This window comes from Arthrobacter sp. GCM10027362, assembly GCF_042679445.1.
Classification (GTDB): domain Bacteria; phylum Actinomycetota; class Actinomycetes; order Actinomycetales; family Micrococcaceae; genus Crystallibacter.
Genome location: NZ_JBHTML010000083.1, coordinates 1 through 16685 on the forward strand (window position 1 = coordinate 1; position 16685 = coordinate 16685).

16 protein-coding genes are annotated in these 16685 nt (G+C 69.8%); 9 read left to right on the forward strand and 7 right to left on the reverse strand.

Features of this window, described 5'->3' with window-relative positions; translation table 11 throughout:
* From ACFQ36_RS12870 to ACFQ36_RS12890, 5 genes are all read left to right on the forward strand, one after another.
* A partial coding sequence (locus ACFQ36_RS12870) for a helicase-associated domain-containing protein (RefSeq protein WP_377014202.1) occupies nucleotides 1-1888 on the forward strand: 1888 nt, incomplete at its 5' end.
* Nucleotides 1881-3536, forward strand: coding sequence for a DNA repair helicase XPB (locus ACFQ36_RS12875; protein WP_377014203.1), 1656 nt, complete (start codon nucleotides 1881-1883; stop codon nucleotides 3534-3536). The genes ACFQ36_RS12870 and ACFQ36_RS12875, both read left to right, overlap by 8 nt.
* 289 nt (nucleotides 3537-3825) lie before the next feature.
* Nucleotides 3826-4536 carry a response regulator transcription factor gene (locus tag ACFQ36_RS12880; RefSeq protein ID WP_377014204.1) on the forward strand — a complete coding sequence of 237 codons (711 nt, stop codon included), beginning with the start codon at nucleotides 3826-3828 and terminating at the stop codon, nucleotides 4534-4536.
* 2 nt (nucleotides 4537-4538) lie between these two features.
* Nucleotides 4539-6005, forward strand: a complete 1467-nt coding sequence (locus tag ACFQ36_RS12885; RefSeq protein ID WP_377014205.1) for a sensor histidine kinase — start codon at nucleotides 4539-4541, stop codon at nucleotides 6003-6005.
* Between the two features lie 165 nt (nucleotides 6006-6170).
* Nucleotides 6171-6461: a WXG100 family type VII secretion target gene (locus ACFQ36_RS12890; protein WP_377014206.1), complete on the forward strand. Its 291-nt coding sequence runs from the start codon at nucleotides 6171-6173 to the stop codon at nucleotides 6459-6461.
* 66 nt (nucleotides 6462-6527) lie between these two features.
* Here the strand turns inward: ACFQ36_RS12890 and ACFQ36_RS12895 are convergent, their stop codons facing one another.
* Nucleotides 6528-7505: an RNase H family protein gene (locus ACFQ36_RS12895; protein ID WP_377014207.1), complete on the reverse strand. Its 978-nt coding sequence runs from the start codon at nucleotides 7503-7505 to the stop codon at nucleotides 6528-6530.
* Nucleotides 7506-7557: 52 nt separating this feature from the next.
* Here ACFQ36_RS12895 and ACFQ36_RS12900 point away from each other — a divergent pair, with 52 nt between their 5' ends.
* Nucleotides 7558-8463 carry a DUF4031 domain-containing protein gene (locus tag ACFQ36_RS12900; protein WP_377014208.1) on the forward strand — a complete coding sequence of 302 codons (906 nt, stop codon included), beginning with the start codon at nucleotides 7558-7560 and terminating at the stop codon, nucleotides 8461-8463.
* Between the two features lie 55 nt (nucleotides 8464-8518).
* Here ACFQ36_RS12900 and groL read toward each other — a convergent pair whose 3' ends face one another.
* The gene (gene groL, locus ACFQ36_RS12905) at nucleotides 8519-10147 is read right to left on the reverse strand and encodes a chaperonin GroEL (protein WP_377014209.1); all 1629 of its coding nucleotides are present in this window, start codon (nucleotides 10145-10147) and stop codon (nucleotides 8519-8521) included.
* 430 nt (nucleotides 10148-10577) lie between these two features.
* Here groL and ACFQ36_RS12910 point away from each other — a divergent pair, with 430 nt between their 5' ends.
* Entirely contained in the window at nucleotides 10578-11144 is a 567-nt protein-coding gene (locus ACFQ36_RS12910; RefSeq protein WP_377014210.1) for a TM2 domain-containing protein, read from the forward strand.
* Nucleotides 11145-11236: 92 nt separating this feature from the next.
* Here the strand turns inward: ACFQ36_RS12910 and ACFQ36_RS12915 are convergent, their stop codons facing one another.
* The 3 genes from ACFQ36_RS12915 to ACFQ36_RS12925 all read right to left on the reverse strand — a co-directional run bounded on the left by ACFQ36_RS12915 (nucleotide 11237) and on the right by ACFQ36_RS12925 (nucleotide 12627).
* Complete coding sequence (locus ACFQ36_RS12915) at nucleotides 11237-11443, reverse strand: cold-shock protein (protein WP_377014216.1); 207 nt, start codon at nucleotides 11441-11443, stop codon at nucleotides 11237-11239.
* A 133-nt stretch (nucleotides 11444-11576) separates the two neighbouring features.
* Nucleotides 11577-12242 (reverse strand): LytR C-terminal domain-containing protein, encoded by a 666-nt coding sequence (locus ACFQ36_RS12920; RefSeq protein ID WP_377014211.1) that lies wholly within the window; start codon nucleotides 12240-12242, stop codon nucleotides 11577-11579.
* Between the two features lie 76 nt (nucleotides 12243-12318).
* A complete protein-coding gene (locus tag ACFQ36_RS12925) occupies nucleotides 12319-12627 on the reverse strand; it encodes a DUF3263 domain-containing protein (protein ID WP_377014212.1) in 309 nt (102 codons plus the stop codon).
* Nucleotides 12628-12800: 173 nt separating this feature from the next.
* On the opposite strand from ACFQ36_RS12925, the gene ACFQ36_RS12930 reads away from it, so the two are divergent.
* The gene (locus ACFQ36_RS12930) at nucleotides 12801-13559 is read left to right on the forward strand and encodes a uracil-DNA glycosylase (protein WP_377014213.1); all 759 of its coding nucleotides are present in this window, start codon (nucleotides 12801-12803) and stop codon (nucleotides 13557-13559) included.
* A 22-nt stretch (nucleotides 13560-13581) separates the two neighbouring features.
* Nucleotides 13582-14472, forward strand: a complete 891-nt coding sequence (locus ACFQ36_RS12935; RefSeq protein WP_377014214.1) for a siderophore-interacting protein — start codon at nucleotides 13582-13584, stop codon at nucleotides 14470-14472.
* Between the two features lie 135 nt (nucleotides 14473-14607).
* On the opposite strand, the gene ACFQ36_RS12940 is transcribed toward ACFQ36_RS12935, so the two are convergent.
* Complete coding sequence (locus ACFQ36_RS12940) at nucleotides 14608-15987, reverse strand: threonine/serine exporter ThrE family protein (RefSeq protein ID WP_377014217.1); 1380 nt, start codon at nucleotides 15985-15987, stop codon at nucleotides 14608-14610.
* Nucleotides 15988-16293: 306 nt separating this feature from the next.
* A partial coding sequence (locus ACFQ36_RS12945) for a methyltransferase family protein (protein ID WP_377014215.1) occupies nucleotides 16294-16685 on the reverse strand: 392 nt, incomplete at its 5' end.

Consider the following 16685-nt stretch of genomic DNA (forward strand, 5'->3'; position numbering starts at 1 on the left):
AGACCTGCTGGGGCGGTTCCGGCACTCACCGGTGGGGGCGGTGCCGCATGCCGGACGGCCGGCCGACGTCGGCGAGCGCAGCGCCACCCCGGTGGACTGGCTGCTGGCCCGCGGCCTGCTGGTGCCGCTGGACGCGGTACACGTTGAACTTCCGCGCAGTGTCGGCCTGGCGGTCCGGAACGGTGCCGTCGCGGACCCCTGGCTGACGGCGCCCCCGGTTCCCGCCGCGCCAAAGATCGTCCGGCACACGATCCGCGACAACGCGGCGTTCTCCGCGGTGGCCGAGACCCTGCGCCTGGTCTCGCAGCTGCTGGAAGAGGTGGACGGCGCTCCGGTGGCCACCCTGCGCGCCGGTGGTGTGGGCGTGCGGGAGACCAGGCGGCTGGCGGAGGCACTGCGCACGGACGTCGACGACGCCGGCTGGCTGCTCGAGCTCGCCGCGGCCGCCGGGCTGATCCACCTCGACGTGGACACCTCCCGCTGGGTGGCCGGCACGCCCCCCGGACCTGACGGCTTCGATGCCCTGCCCCGGCAGCTGCAGTGGCAGCTGCTGGTGACGTCCTGGCTGTCGCTGGACCGGGCGCCGTCGCTGGTGGGCGAAGAGCTGCCGTCCGGCGGCAGCATCAACCCGCTCGCCGCGGAAGCGTCCCGCCCGGATACCCCCGCCGTTCGCCGCCGGCTGCTGGCCGGTCTCAAGCAGTTGCAGGAAACTTGGCTGCAGCAGGCCGGCGGGATACCCGCTGAGACCGGCCCCGCCCTGTCCGCCGCCGACGCCACAGCCTACCTGGCCTGGCACCAGCCCCGGCTGCAGCGCCGCTTCGACCGCCTGGTACCGGGCATCCTGGCCGAGGCCGGGCGGCTGGGCCTGACCGGTTCCGGTGCGCTCACCGAGCTGGGAGCGGCGCTGGCCGACGACCGCATGGAAGACGCGGTCGCGCTCCTGGAGCGGGAGCTGCCGGCACCGCTGACCTATTTCCTGCTGCAGGCGGATCTGACCGCGGTGGCCCCGGGCTACCTGGCACCGGAGGTGGCCCGTGAGCTGGCATTGCTCTCCGATGCCGAGGGCCGGGGCCCGGCGGCCATCTACCGTTTCTCCGCCGGTTCGCTCCGGCGTGCGCTGGACGCAGGCCTCGACGGCCCCGGGATCCTGGACTTCCTGACCCGGCATGCGGCCACCGAGGTGCCGCAGCCGCTGCGCTACCTGGTGGAGGACACAGCCGCCCGGCACGGTGCGGTCCGGGTGGGGGCGGCAGGCTCCTACCTGCGCAGCACGGACGAGTCGGCCCTCGATGCGCTGCTGGCGGATCCGCGCACGGCCTTGCTGGGACTGCGGCGGCTCGCGCCCACCGTGCTGGTTTCCTCCGCGGGAGACCGGGAACTGCTGCACGTCCTGCGCGGGCTGGGGTACTTTCCCGCCCCTGACCTGCACGGCGGCGAGACCTCCGGCGCAGGTGCCGGCAGCGGCCCGGCGTCCGGCCCGGCCCGCAAGGCAGGTGCCGGTCCGTCGTCGTTCCCGGTGCGGATGAATCCGCGGGAGCTGTCCGGCGAGGACCTGGACCGGCAGCTGGCCCGGCTGCGCGGCTCCGTCCTGCCGGGGCCGGTCCCGGCAGCGAACAGGACGGCCGACACGGAGGCCGAACCGCTGCTGGGACTGGAAACGCTGCGCACAGCCATCCGGCAGAAACGGCCCGTACGGATCGGGATCGTGGAGCCGGGCGGGGACGAGCGCCGCGAAGTGCTGCTGCCGCTCTCGGTGGGCGGCGGCCGGGTCCGCGTCTACGATCCGGACCGGGAGACCGAGCGAGTGGTCCCCGTCCACCGCCTGATGGACGTCGAGCTGGCGGATGTCCCCGAACACACGAACGAAGAAGGTGCAGCAGATGGCTGACGGACCCCTGATTGTCCAGAGCGACAAAACCATCCTGCTGGAGGTGGACCACGCACAGGCCACCGAGGCCCGCCACGCCATCGCCGCCTTCGCCGAACTGGAGCGGGCCCCGGAACACATGCACTCCTACCGGATCACGCCGCTGGGGCTGTGGAATGCCCGGGCGGCCGGGCTCGACGCCGAGCAGGTGCTGGACACCCTGCTGCGCTACTCCCGGTTCCCGGTGCCGCACGCGCTGCTGGTCGACATCGAGGAGACGATGTCCCGCTACGGCCGGCTGCGGCTGGAAAAGGACCCGCAGCACGGGCTGGTGCTGCGCACGAGCGACTATCCGGTGCTCGAGGAGGTCATGCACGCGAAGAAGATCAAGCCGCTGCTTGGCCCGCGGATCGATGCCGAGACCACGGTGGTGCACTCCTCCCAGCGCGGGGCGCTCAAGCAGCTGCTGCTCAAGCTCGGCTGGCCCGCCGAGGACCTGGCCGGATATGTGGACGGCACCCCGCACCCGATCGCCCTCTCCGAGTCCCCGGACCCCGGAGGCTGGCAGCTGCGGCCGTACCAGAAGGTGGCCGCGGAGAATTTCTGGGCCGGCGGCAGCGGCGTCGTCGTCCTGCCCTGCGGTGCGGGCAAGACCCTGGTGGGAGCCGCGGCGATGGCCACCAGCTCCACCACCACGCTGATCCTGGTCACCAACACCGTCTCCGCCCGGCAGTGGAAGGACGAGCTGCTGCGCCGCACCAGCCTGGCCGAGGACGAGATCGGCGAGTATTCCGGGGCGCTTAAGGAGGTGCGGCCGGTCACCATTGCCACCTACCAGGTGCTCACCATGCGCCGCGGCGGGTTCTATCCGCACCTGGAACTGCTCGACGGGCACGACTGGGGGCTGATCATCTACGACGAGGTGCACCTGCTGCCCGCGCCGATCTTCCGGATGACCGCCGACCTGCAGGCGCGGCGCCGGCTGGGACTCACCGCCACGCTGGTGCGCGAGGACGGACGCGAGGGCGAGGTTTTTTCACTCATCGGCCCCAAGCGCTACGACGCACCCTGGAAGGACATCGAAGCCCAGGGGTACATCGCCCCGGCGGACTGTGTGGAGGTCCGGGTGGACCTGCCGCGGGACGAGCGGGTGGCCTACGCCATGGCCGACGACGCCGACAAGTACCGGCTGTGCGCGGTCTCCGAGACGAAGTCCGCCGTGGTGGAGCAGCTGGCCGCCCGGCACCGCGGCGAGCAGCTGCTGGTGATCGGCCAGTACATCGACCAGCTGGACGAGCTCGCCGCGCGCCTGGACGCGCCGGTACTCAAGGGCGACACCAGCGTGAAGGAACGCCAGCGGCTTTTCGATCAGTTCCGCAGCGGCGCGCTGCAGACGCTGGTGGTCTCCAAGGTGGCCAACTTCTCCATCGACCTGCCGGAAGCCTCGGTGGCCATCCAGGTCTCCGGGTCCTTCGGCTCCCGGCAGGAGGAGGCCCAGCGGCTGGGCCGGCTGCTGCGGCCCAAGGCGGACGGCCGTGCCGCCAGGTTCTACACCGTGGTGGCCCGCGACACGCTGGACCAGGACTATGCGGCCAAGCGCCAGCGCTTCCTGGCCGAACAGGGCTACGCATACACGATCCTGGACGCCAAGGACATCAGCAAAACCTGAGGGAACGCACCGGGCCGGGGAGGGTAACCGCCCCACCGTCAGGAGGCCGCCACGGACCCCGAGGACGCCGCGGCCAGGCACTGTACGGGAATCCGCGGCCGGGGCGGATTGTCCCGGGCCGGCTCGGGGCGCCTCTTCGCGTACCAGTCCGGCGGCGCAGCGTGCCGCACCGGAGGAGGCGCTCGCCGCCCGAGACCGCAGCTGACATCCGGGCACACTAAGCTGACTGTGGGGCTGCTCCCATCCGCCTTCCAGAAAACTCCCAGTTTCTGGGAGGACACTTGGAATTGTGAAAAAGACCGGACCTGAAGCAAAACTGCTGGTAGTCGACGACGAGCCCAATATCCGCGAGTTGCTCTCAACCTCCCTGCGCTTTGCCGGGTTCGACGTCGTCGCCGCCGCCAACGGCCGTGAGGCCCTGGCCGCGGCCGAAACCCACAATCCGGACCTGGCGGTCCTGGACGTTATGCTTCCGGACATGGACGGCTTCACCGTGACCCGGCGGCTGCGGGCCGCCGGCAAACATTTTCCGGTGGTGTTCCTCACCGCCCGCGACGACACCGAGGACAAGGTCACCGGCCTGACCGTAGGCGGGGACGACTATGTGACCAAGCCCTTCAGCCTGGACGAGGTAGTGGCCCGCATTCGGGCCGTGCTGCGCCGCACCCAGCCGCTGCTCGAGGACGATGCGGTGATCCAGGTGGACGACCTCGAACTGGACGACGACGCGCACGAGGTGCGCCGCAACGGGGAAGTCATCGACCTGTCCCCCACGGAGTTCAAGCTGCTGCGCTACCTGATGCTCAACCCCAACCGGGTACTTTCCAAGGCCCAGATCCTGGACCATGTCTGGGAATACGACTTCAACGGGGATGCCTCCATCGTGGAGTCCTACATCTCCTACCTGCGGCGTAAGATCGATGCGAACCCCGACCTGCCCGCCCTGATCCAGACCAAGCGGGGTGTTGGGTACCTGTTACGCACGTCCGAAAGACGCTGACCATGCTCCAGCTCTGGAAGTCGGCCTCGCTGCGGACCCAACTGGTCGCCATTATCTGCGTCCTGATGGTCGCCGCGGTCGGCATTACCTCGCTGCTAACCATCACCTTGCTGCGCGACGCCATGTTCCGGGGCATGGACGACGACATCCGGAACAATGCCAACAGCATGTCGAGCATGCTCATCCGCGCCCAGACCGGCGTCGGCCCCTCCTCCACGCAGGCCGGCTACTACGGCGTCCTGATGGATTCCGGCGGAACCATCCTGCGCCACTCCCAGGTGGAGGACGGGGACCCGGATACGCCGGTCATCCCGGGTTTGACCATCCAGCAGGTGCTGGCCCTGGACCACCGGCCCTTCGACGTGCCCGGCACCAGCCCTGACAGCGACGGCTGGCGGGTGCGCGTGTTCGAGTTGTCCGGCAGCGGCGCCAGCGTCGCCGTGGCCCGCGCCTACGCCCCGGTGAACAGGACCGTCGATGCCCTGGCCGCCCTCAGCCTGAGCACGGGCCTGCTGTCCACCGTCGCGGCCTCGGTGATCGCCTGGCTGGCAGTCACCCGCGCGTTCCTGCCGCTGAGCAAGGTGGAAAAGACCGCCGCCGCCATTGCCGCCGGCGACCTCTCCCGGCGCGTGGAGGTGGCCAATCCCGCTACCGAAATCGGCAGGCTGTCCCGCTCGCTTAACGCCATGCTGGCGCACATCGAGACCGCTTTCGCGGCGCGCAGCACCTCGGAGCAGAAAATGCGCCGGTTCGTGGCCGATGCCTCGCATGAGCTGCGCACCCCGCTGGTCACCATCCGGGGGTTCTCCGAGCTGTACCGCCACGGCGCGCTGCAGAGCGAGGAGGACATTGCGGCCGCCATGGGCCGCATCGAGGGCGAGGCCCAGCGGATGGGCCAGCTCGTGGAGGACCTGCTCACCCTGGCCCGGGTGGACGAGCAGCGGCCGCTCGAGTCCAAACCCCTGGACCTGCTGGTACTCGGCAATGACGCCGCGATGGACGCCAAGGCCAGTGCCCCGGACCGCCGGATCAGCGTGGTCGGGCTCGACGGCGGCGCCCCGGTGTCCGCCCCCGTCGTCGGCGACGAGGCGCGGCTGCGCCAGGTGATGGCCAACCTCGTCACCAACGCCCTGCGGTACACCCCGCCGGGTTCGCCCATCGAAATCGCCACCGGAGTGGTCTCGGTAATCGATGACCGCAAGGACTCGGTGATTGAAGTCCGCGACCACGGCCCCGGGATCTCCGAGGACGAGGCCTCGCGGGTGTTCGAGCGCTTCTACCGTGCGGATTCCTCGCGGTACCGGGAAACCGGCGGGACCGGGCTGGGACTGGCCATTGTCGCCGCCCTGGTGGCCCAGCATGACGGCACGGTGCGGTTGCACGAGACCGACGGCGGCGGGACGACCATGAGCATCCGGATTCCCTACCAGCCCCTGCCGGAAGACCAGAAAGCGGTCATCGCCGGCTGAACCGGGCCATCCTCCACAGGAGCCCTCCCCAAACGGTTTTCCACAGCAGCCGCACTGCCGGTTCCGTCCAGCCGGAGCGGCCCCTAGCCTCGAAGTACCCGGCCGGACAACGGCCGGCCCCTGCGTGGACCGCAGGTTGGACACAGACTGCTTCGGAGGCACATCATGGCCGTTTTCCATGTCGACAGCGATGCCCTGCAGGCCAAGAGCATGGCCGTCCAAGGCACCATCGGCAGGCTGCAGGCGGAGGTGAACACCATGCAGGCGGGCCTGCGCGAGCTCGAATCCCTGTGGACCGGCTTGGCTTCAGCCAATTTCCAGCAGCTGGTCACGGACTGGCGGGCAACCCAGTTGAAGGTCGAGGAATCGCTGGCCAGCATCAATACCGCCCTGGCCCATGCCTCGGAGCAGTATGCGGCGGCCGAGGCGGCCAATGCCCGCATGTTCCTAGGCTGACGGCGGCTTTTCCGGGCCGGCAAAAGCAACGCGCGAGGGCCGGCGTGGCGGGGCAGCCGCTGTGCGCTAGCCGCGTTCGGGCGTTCCCTGATGGAAACGCAGCCGCCACCGGCCCGCGTCCCGCAGCCAGAGGGAGCTGCGCAGGGACGAGCCGCTGCGGCCGCGGCTGCGGTAGGTGACCAGGATGCTCTCCTCGCCGAGCCGCTCGACGGCCAGCAGGTCCAACTCGCTGTCCGCCGCTGGATCCGGGCGCAGCGCGTTGATGATGTCCTCGCGCGTCCACATGCGCCCGCTTTCGCCGATCTCGGCAAACTCCGGGTGCAGCAGCACGGCCATCCGGCCAAAGTCCGCGCGGGTTTCGGGCCGCAGCAGTTCCTCCTCCAGCGCCAGCACGACATGCTCGGGCTTGCCGTCTTCCTCCGGCCGGTCCGCTTCCTCCAGCTCGGAAAACAGATCCGGTTCGGCCGGTTCCGCCCCCGTGGCGGCAGCCTGCCGTGCACCCTCCGCCCCGATGGCACCGGCCTGTTCCGGTCCGGGGACCGCGCCGCCGGCGGAGGGCGGGGCGCCGGCGTCCCCGGCGGCCGCGAAACCCGGTCCGGCGGGTATCACAGTGCCCTGCTGGTAGGCCAGAGCCACGGCACGGGCACGCAGGTCAGCGGCCTCGTTCAGGTCGTGTCCGGCGTGTCCGCGGACCCATTCGAACTCGTAGCTGCGGCCCTTGACGGCCTCGTCAATCTGCTGCAGCAGGTCCACGTTCAGGACGGGCTTGCCGTCCGCCTTGCGCCAGCCCTTCCGCTTCCAGCCGGGCATCCATTTGGAGACGCAGTTGATCACATACTGGCTGTCACACAGGATCCTCAGATGCTCCCCGGGGAGGTGCGCCGTGGACCGGAGCAGGTCGAGCACGGCCATCAGCTCGCCCTGGTTGTTGGTGCCGTGCGGCCATCCGCCGGCTGCCCAACAGTCATCGTCGATATACCAGGCCCAGCCGGCAGGGCCGGGATTGCCGAGCGCGGAACCGTCGGCGGCAGCAGTGATTGTCATGCAGTCCATCTTTTCAGATAGCAGGAAGGGGAAGCGGACATAGGCTTGGAACGTGGCAATACTGATCGATCCGCCGCGGTGGCCCGCCCACGGCACACATTTCTCGCACCTGGTCTCGGACGCGTCCCTGGCCGAGCTCCACGAGTTTGCGGCGAGGGCAGGTATTCCGGAGCGGGCCTTCGATCTGGATCACTACGATGTTCCCGCCGCCCGCTACCAGGAGCTGGTGGACCGCGGGGCCATCGAGGTATCGGGCGGGGTCCTGGTGCGCCGGCTGGCCGCCAGCGGGCTGAGGATTCCGGCCCGGCGGCGCAGCAGCAAGCTGGAGACGGTCCTGCTGCACCACTGGGAGCGGCTGCTGCCCGGCAGGCCGGAGCTGGGCCGGGAGCTTGTCGAACGCTGGGGCGAGGCCCACCGCCACTATCATGACCGGACCCACCTGCTGGCCGTGCTCGAGGCCGTGCGGACGCTGCTCGGTGCCGGGGAAGACCCCGGGCCGGAACCCCGGGCCCTGTGGTTTGCCGCCTGGTTCCACGACGCCGTGTACAACGGGGCGGCCGGACGCGACGAAGAGGAGTCGGCCAGGCTGGCCGGGGAGCTGCTCGGGCGCGCTGGTTGCCGCAGGCAGGAAATCGACGAAACGGTGCGCCTGGTCCTGCTCACCGCCACCCACCGGCCCGAAGACCTGGACCGGCCCGGCGCACTGCTGTGCGATGCGGACCTTTCGGTCCTGGGCCGGGACGCGGCCGGATACCGGGACTACCTGCAGGCCGTCCGCCGGGAATACGCCCACGTGCCCGATGCCGGCTTCGCGGCGGGACGGGCCGCCGTCGTCCGCCGGCTACTGGCGCTGGACCCGCTGTACCGGACAGCGACAGCCCGCAGGCTCTGGCAGGTGCAGGCGCAGGCCAACCTGGCCGGCGAGCTGCAGTCCCTGGGCTTTTCGCCGGGCCATTAACGCCGGAAGCACGGCCCCGCGGAGGGACCGTGCTTCCGGACCGGAGCGGGGAGGCCTAGAAGCCGCCCATGCCGCCCATCTCGTCGCCACCCGGCATGGCCGGAGCGGCCTTCTCGGGCTTGTCCGCGACGACGGCCTCGGTGGTCAGGAACAGGCCGGCGATCGAGGCGGCGTTCTGCAGGGCAGAGCGGGTCACCTTGACCGGGTCGTTCACCCCGGCGGCCAGCAGGTCCTCGTACTCGCCGGACGCGGCGTTCAGGCCGTGGCCGGCGGGCAGGCCGCGGACCTTGTCCACCACAACGCCGGGCTCGAGGCCGGCGTTGAAGGCGATCTGCTTCAGCGGAGCGTCGATGGCAACCTTGACGATGTTGGCACCGGTGGCCTCGTCACCCTGCAGGTTCAGGTTGGCGAAGGCCTTGGCGCCGGCCTGGATCAGGGCAACGCCGCCGCCGGCGACGATGCCTTCCTCAACGGCAGCCTTCGCGTTGCGGACGGCGTCCTCGATGCGGTGCTTGCGCTCCTTGAGTTCCACCTCGGTGGCGGCACCGGCCTTGATGACGGCAACGCCGCCGGCCAGCTTGGCGAGGCGCTCCTGCAGCTTCTCGCGGTCGTAGTCCGAATCGGTGTTCTCGATCTCGGCGCGGATTTGGTTGACGCGGCCCGCGATCTCCTCGGCGTCACCGGCCCCTTCGACGATGGTGGTCTCGTCCTTGGTGACAACCACCTTGCGGGCCTGGCCCAGCAGGTCCAGGGTGGCGTTCTCCAGCTTCAGGCCGACCTCTTCGGCGATGACCTGGCCGCCGGTCAGGATGGCGATGTCGGCCAGCATGGCCTTGCGGCGGTCGCCGAAGCCCGGAGCCTTGACGGCGACGGACTTGAAGGTGCCGCGGATCTTGTTGACCACCAGGGTGGCCAGGGCCTCGCCCTCGACGTCTTCGGCGATGATCAGCAGCGGCTTGCCGGACTGCATGACCTTCTCCAGGACGGCAACCAGGTCCTTGACGCTGGAGATCTTGGAGTTGACGATCAGGATGTACGGGTCCTCCAGGACGGTCTCCTGGCGCTCCGCGTCGGTCACGAAGTAGCCGGAGATGAAGCCCTTGTCGAAGCGCATACCCTCGGTGAGCTCGAGCTCGAGGCCGAAGGTGTTGGACTCCTCGACGGTGATGACGCCTTCCTTGCCGACCTTGTCCAGGGCCTCGGAGATGAGCTGGCCGATCTGGGGATCGCCGGCGGAGATCGACGCGGTGGCGGCGATCTCTTCCTTGGTCTCGATTTCCTTGGCGGAAGCGAGCAGCTCGGAGGTGACAGCTTCGACGGCCTTTTCAATACCGCGCTTCAGGCTCAGCGGGTCGGCGCCGGCGGCGACGTTGCGCAGGCCCTCCCTGACCAGGGCCTGGGCCAGCACGGTGGCGGTGGTGGTGCCGTCACCGGCGACCTCGTCGGTCTTCTTGGCAACTTCCTTGACGAGTTCGGCGCCGATCTTCTCGTACGGCTCGTCCAGCTCGATTTCCTTGGCAATGGAAACACCGTCGTTGGTGATCGTGGGGGCGCCCCACTTCTTCTCGAGCACCACGTTGCGGCCACGGGGGCCGAGGGTGACCTTCACGGCGTCGGCGAGGGTGTTCAGTCCGCGCTCGAGACCGCGGCGGGCCTCTTCATCAAAGCTAATGATCTTTGCCATAACGGCTTAGGTCCCTTCTGGACAAATAGACAGCGGGTGCAATGCTGGACGGATCCAGACTGCGTGGCCATCTGCGGTGCCCGCGACGGACGGGCAGCGGCGGCGGCGATCTCTTTACGCCGCACCCCTGCCCTCACCACAGCGACCGGGTACTTCGCTCCTTCCGCCGGCTGCCGGATCCCCTGGGGGTCCCGAGAGATTCTTAGCAGTCGAGCGGGAAGAGTGCTAAGTCAATAATTAGCACTCACCGGGGCCGAGTGCAACCGCCAGGTGTTCGCTACGCCACGCGCGTAAACGTAGCGGCGGCGCTCAGGGTTTCCGGCCGCCGAATCAGGGCATTCCCCCATGGTTTCCGCCCCCGCCGGGCCGTAGATTGATAGGCGGGACGGGAAAATTCCTCCAGCATCCAACCCAGACGAGGAGCCAGACGATGTCCGAACCTCCGGACGCCGGCAGGGACAGGCCGGCCAACCCCACGGAACCGATCCCCGGGGAGCCGTCGAACCCCACCCTGCCGCTGTCCAAGCCCGGCGCCGGTGCACCTGCCGGCTCCGCCGAGCCGGCCCAGTCCGCGCTGGGCGGACAAATGCCTCCGCATGCCCAGCCCTACGGACAGCAGGGCCCGTACGTCCAGAACCCCTATCCTCCGCCGGCCGGACGGCAGGAAGGGTACCCCCAGCAGCCGCCGTATCCGCAGCAGGGGTTTCCCCCGCCGTACGGCGCACCCTACGGCGGGCCGGGGCAGCCCTACTACAACGTGACCGGTTACGTGGAGCAGAAGTCCAGGCTCGTCGGCGGCCTGCTCGGGATCCTGCTCGGCGGCCTGGGCATCCACCGGTTCTACCTCGGGTACACCGCCATCGGGGTGCTGCAGATCGTGGTGACCTTCCTGACCTTCGGGTTCGGCGCCATCTGGGGCTTCGTCGAGGGCATCATGATCCTGGTCGGGGCCGAGCCCTTCCGGCGCGATGCACGCGGCGTTCCCCTGAAGGAATAGCTGCAGGAGCTGCCATCCCGCCGCCATGGCAGCCTCCCCGGACGTGGAACGTGCGGGGAGGCTGAAGCCCGGAACGGGTTCCGGGCAGGCAGTCAGGAGGCGATCCGGACTTCCTCGGCCTGCGGCCCCTTCTGTCCCTCGCCGATCTCGAATTCCACCCGCTGGCCTTCCTCAAGGGCGCGGTAGCCCTCCATCTGGATCGCGGACCAGTGGACGAACACGTCCGAATTCGCGCCGTCGACGGTGATGAAGCCGTAGCCCTTCTCCGCGTTGAACCATTTGACCGTGCCGTACGCCATATTTCCCCCATGGATCGGTGTTTCCAGCCCCATCGGCCGGCTCCAGCCGACGGGGGATGGTGCCACTCTATCGACGGCGGCAACCGGTGGAACCGGGGTGCCCTGAATGTTATGGAGACGTGACCGGCGCAGGTCAGGACTGGAAGCCGGGGCCAAGCACCACGGTCAGGCCGTCGGAGATTTCCCCCGGGCCGGTCTGGCGCACATCCCCGATGTTCAGCAGCGCGGACAGTTCCTCCGCGTTGGCCTGCTGGCCCGGGTTGTAGAAGATCACCGAGCTGGCCAGGGTGGAGCCGGTCCAGTTGTCCACGCCGGCGACCTGCCAGCCGTTGGCCGACACAGTGGCCGAGACATCCGAACCCAGGCCGGCGACGGCGGTGCCGTTGAGCACCAGCACCGGATCCGACTTGTCTGCTCCGGCAGGCACCTCGGGTGTGTCGGGCGCCGCGGCTTCGGTGGGCTCGGCGGATTTGGTCTCCGGCTTGCCGGCGTCGGTCTCGGCCGGCTCTTCCACAGGCTCGGCGCTGGCGGACTGCGCCGCGGGTTCGGCCTCCGGCGCGGCAGAGGTGGCTGCAGCTGCTGCCGGACCTGCCGATACCGCCGGCGAGGCCGGGCCGCCCGCGCCCAGCAGCGGCAGCACGAAGAAGGACAGCACACCGACGGCCAAGGCGAGTCCCGCCGCGAGAATGATCAGGCCCAGGCCGCCGGCCTTCGGGGCCGCCAGCGTGGCCCGGTGGACGCCCTGGCGGTCGGAGGTTTCCGGAACCTGGTCAAACTCGTCTTGGGGGTACTTGGTCATCGGGGAATGCATTCCTTAGCTGATCGGCGGACAGGGGCGCAGAGGGACGTTGCGTCGGGAAGACTAGTCGGGGAGACTACGTGTCCGAGCCCAGCCGGCGGGCGGTGCGGGCGCGCTGGCGGGAGGTCCGGAGCCTGCGCAGCCTCTTGACCAGCATTGGATCATGCGCCAGCGCGTCCTCGGTATCGATCAGCGCGTTGAGGATCTGGTAGTACTGGGTGGCGGACATGTCGAACAGCTCGCGGATGGCCTGTTCCTTGGCTCCGGCGTACTTCCACCACTGGCGTTCCAGCGCGAGCATTTTCTGGTCCCGCTCGCTCAGCTTGCTCGAGGAGTCCAGTTCCGCATCAAGGGCGAACTTGCGCGCTTCCGCGGATCCTGCCACGACTCACCGTCACTTCCGTCTCACCTGCTGTGTCCGGCTTCCTGCCGCTGCTCCGGGAAACCGCCCTTCCAATGTTAGTTCCCGGCACGAGCCGTTGTCATTTGTGCCGGTCGGAACGGAGTGTTGCCCCCGAGGTGCTGGTCATGAGGCGGTTGTCGGCGAAGATAAGGGGTATGGACATCGACGACGGCGCACTTTTCCCGCTGCCCGACCCGCCGCCGGGCCCGGACTCCCAAGCCCCGTTCCCCTTTGCCGCCCGCACCCCGCTGACCGAGGTGATGGACCCCGAATGGGCCGAAGCGCTGGCACCGGCCGAATCCCTGCTGTGGGAAATCGAGGCCTTCCTGGAGGCCGAGCGCGCCGCCGGCAAGCAGATCCTGCCCGCTCCCGCGGACATCCTGCGGGCCTTCCGCCGGCCGCTGTCCGAGGTCAAGGTGCTCATCGTGGGACAGGACCCCTACCCCACCCCGGGACACCCCATCGGCCTGGCCTTCGCCGTCGAACGCCACGTACGGCCGCTGCCGCGCAGCCTGGCCAACATCTTCCGCGAGCTGCAGATGGATCTGGGCATTACCCCTCCGCAGCACGGGGACCTCACGGCCTGGGCCGACCAGGGCGTGCTGCTGCTGAACCGGGTCCTCACGGTAGAGGCCGGCAAGTCCGGTTCGCACCGCAACAGGGGCTGGGAGCCGGTCACCGAACTGGCGGTCCGGGCCCTGGCCCGGCGCGGCGGCCCTCTGGTGGCGCTGCTCTGGGGCCGGGACGCGCAGCAGGTCGCCCCGCTGCTCGGGGACGTGCCGAGGATCGAATCGGTGCATCCCAGCCCGCTGTCGGCCGGCCGGGGATTTTTCGGATCGAAGCCGTTCAGCCGCACGAACGAACTGCTGCAGAAGCAGGGCGCCGGCCCGGTGGACTGGCGGCTGCCGCGCTGAGGCACATGGCATAGTTGCCTGTATGAGCTCACAGTCCGCGCTCCAGCCGGCCGCACCGGCCCGTCCGCGCAAGCCCCAGACCAACCTGCAGGTACTGCGCACCGAACGGCTCTCCGCGCACATGGTGCGGGTCTTCGCCGGCGGCCCGGAGTTCGAGGCGTTCGCCGGCAGGTTCGACGCCAAGGACGCCACCGACCAGTACGTCAAGATCTGGTTCGTGGACCCGGCCCTGGGGGTCCGGCTGCCGGTCGACGCCCCCGCGCTCAAGGACGCCTTAATCGCCCAGGGCCGGACGGAGCAACTGCCGACGACCCGGACCTATACGGTGCGCCGGGTGGACCGCGCGGCCGGAGAGCTGGCCATCGATTTCGTGGTGCACGGGGACGAAGGGCTGGCAGGCCCCTGGGCGGCCGGGGCGCAGCCGGGCGACTGGCTGATGTTCACCGGGCCCGGCGGCGCCTACACCCCTGCTCCGGAGGCGGACTGGCACCTGTTTGCCGGGGATGAGTCGGCACTGCCGGCCATCGGCGCCGCCGTGGACGCCCTCGCCCCGGACGCCGCCGGCCATGCGTTCATCGAGGTGGATTCGGCCGCGGACGTGCAGGACCTGGGCGCCCCGGCCGGGCTGGCGCTGCACTGGCTCTTCCGCGGGGGCGCCCCGGCCGGCACCACCAGCCTGCTGCGCGATGCGGTGGCCGGGCTGGACTGGCCGGACGGCCAGGTCCATGCCTTCGTCCACGGCGAGCGGGAAATGGTCAAGTCGCTGCGGGACGTGCTGTTCAAGCAGCACGGGCTGACCCGCAAGCAGGTCTCCATCTCCGGCTACTGGGCCTACGGCCGGGCCGAGGACGCGTTCCAGGCGGAAAAGCGCACCCAGATCGGCAAGATCATCCCCGACAACTACCCCGCCTGAGCGTCCAGCGGCAGGGCCCCGACCTTCGCAAGCTCAGGCCGGGGCCCTGCCGCTTCCCTTTGGGGCGCTCCCGCAGTGTCGCCGGCGCGCCACAGCGGACCCCTCGCGCCCGGCTCAAGGCCGACAGGGGAAGCGTCAGCGGCGCCGGTTGCGGCGGCCCTCGTTGGAGCCCCAGCCCCGGGTCAGCGGCCGGGCAATATTGTCGCCCAGCACCGCCCCGCCGGCCATCGCCAGGATCACGGTCAGGGCACTGAGGAGCCCGAACATACCCGTGATCGGATCGCCGGCATGGACGGTGAGCGTGTACATCGAGCGGAAGATGGCGAACCCGGGCAGCAGGAAGAGCAACGCAGGCACCGCCACCACCAGCTGCGGCGAGCCCAGCTTCAGCGCCACCAGCCGGGCGGCAAAACCGATGAAGACCGCCGCCACCGCCGGGCTCAGCCGGTCCCCCAGGCCGCCGGCCTGGACCAGCGCGTAAACGGTAAAGCCGAACAGCGCCACGAGCGCCGTAGGCAGGATCATGGCCGGCCGGGTCTGCTCGGTGACGCAGACCAGCGCCGTCGCCAGCACCACCAGCAGCGCCTGGACCACCACCGGGTAGCCGCCCTGGCCGGCCTGGAGCACGTCGGGCACCCTGATGCCGGCCAGCGAACCGGCCACCAGGCCTATCGAGATGCCTGCCACCAGGGCACCGAAGCTCAGAAATGCGGAGAGGAAGCGGCCGGCCGCCGTCACCGGGAATCCGTTGATGGCATCCTGTACGGCCGAAACCAGCCGCCCGGTGGGCAGCAGCATGATGATCCCGCCGGCAATCACGATCGCCGGGCTGAGCGGGACTTGCAGCTGCCAGAAGGCCAGTGCCAGGAAGGTCACAATGCAAGAGCCTGCCGACGTCGTAAAGAAGTCCGGAATGCGCCACCTGCCAAGCGTGCGCGAGACCAGCTCCACCAGCAGGCTGGTGAACACGGCCACGAGCGAGGCGGCGAAGCTGCCGCCGATGAAGGCCACGATGGTTCCGGCGAAGACGGCGCTGGCGGAACTGGCCATCCACCGCGCATACGGCTTGGGCCGGTGGGTGATCTCCTCCATCCGTTGCCGGGCCGCGGTGCGGTCCACGTTCCCGCGGACAATGTCCGTCACCAGCTGGTGGACCTGCGAGAGCCCGGCATAGTTGTTGGTCCAGGACCGCACCACGCGCATGACCGTCAGCGGCACCGCATCCGGCTTGGCATAGTTGATCACCACGGACTGGTTGGTGATGTCCACCTCCACATCGCGCAGGCCGAAGGCGGCGGTCACGGCGATAATGCTGGCTTCCACCTCCAGCGCGCCGGCCCCGTAGCGGAACATCGCCTCGGCCAGGTCCAGCGCCAGATCCAGGGTGTGCCGCGCGGAGGCGTCCACGCCGCCGGCCTGGACCAGCGGATTGGCGTACGGGCTGCCCGCCAGCCGCTCCACGATGTTCATCGGGGCCGTGGGTGGAGCCTCGCTCTGCACCAGCCGGCGCAGCATCCGGCGTGCGGCTGCATTATGCCGGGGCGGGGTGCGCGGGACCTGGAGCGGGGCGGTGCCGGCAGGGACCTGCTTGGTCTGCTTGGCCACGGGCTGGCGGTTCCGGCGCGGCGGCTGCGGGGCCACGACCGGCAGCATTCCCGCCGTCAGGGGCAGCGGTGGCTTGGAATTCCGGCTGCCGTTGTTGTCCTGCACTGTGCCTCCGCTCTGGTTATGGGCCGCCCGGCCGTGCCCGTACCCCGGCCCCGCAAACGGGCCGATTTAATCGTCCCACACGGCCGGGGCGGAGGTTAGGAACATCCGGGCTCAGTGCCGGCGCCACGGGGTCGGCCGCGGGATCCAGGCGGGCACGTTCCGCCGGTACTCCCCGTACTCTTCGCCGAAGGTGCGCAGCAGTTCCGGTTCCTCGTAGATCCTGACGAAGACGGCCGCCGGAACGAGCACGAGCATGCCGTAGCCGAGCAGCTTCCGCTGCCCCAGCAGCAGAGACTGGCCGGCGATCGCCGCGGCCACGCCCAGGTAGATCGGGTTGCGCACATAACGGTACGGCCCGGTGACCACGAGGTACTTGGCCGGGGCAACCGGCGCCGGGGTGCCGGTGCCTTCGGCGGCGAAGCGGACAAAGGAATCGGCGACGACGGCGGCCCCGGCCGCGGTGAGCACCGCGCCGAGGACCCGGGCGGGCAGCCCCCCGGGCA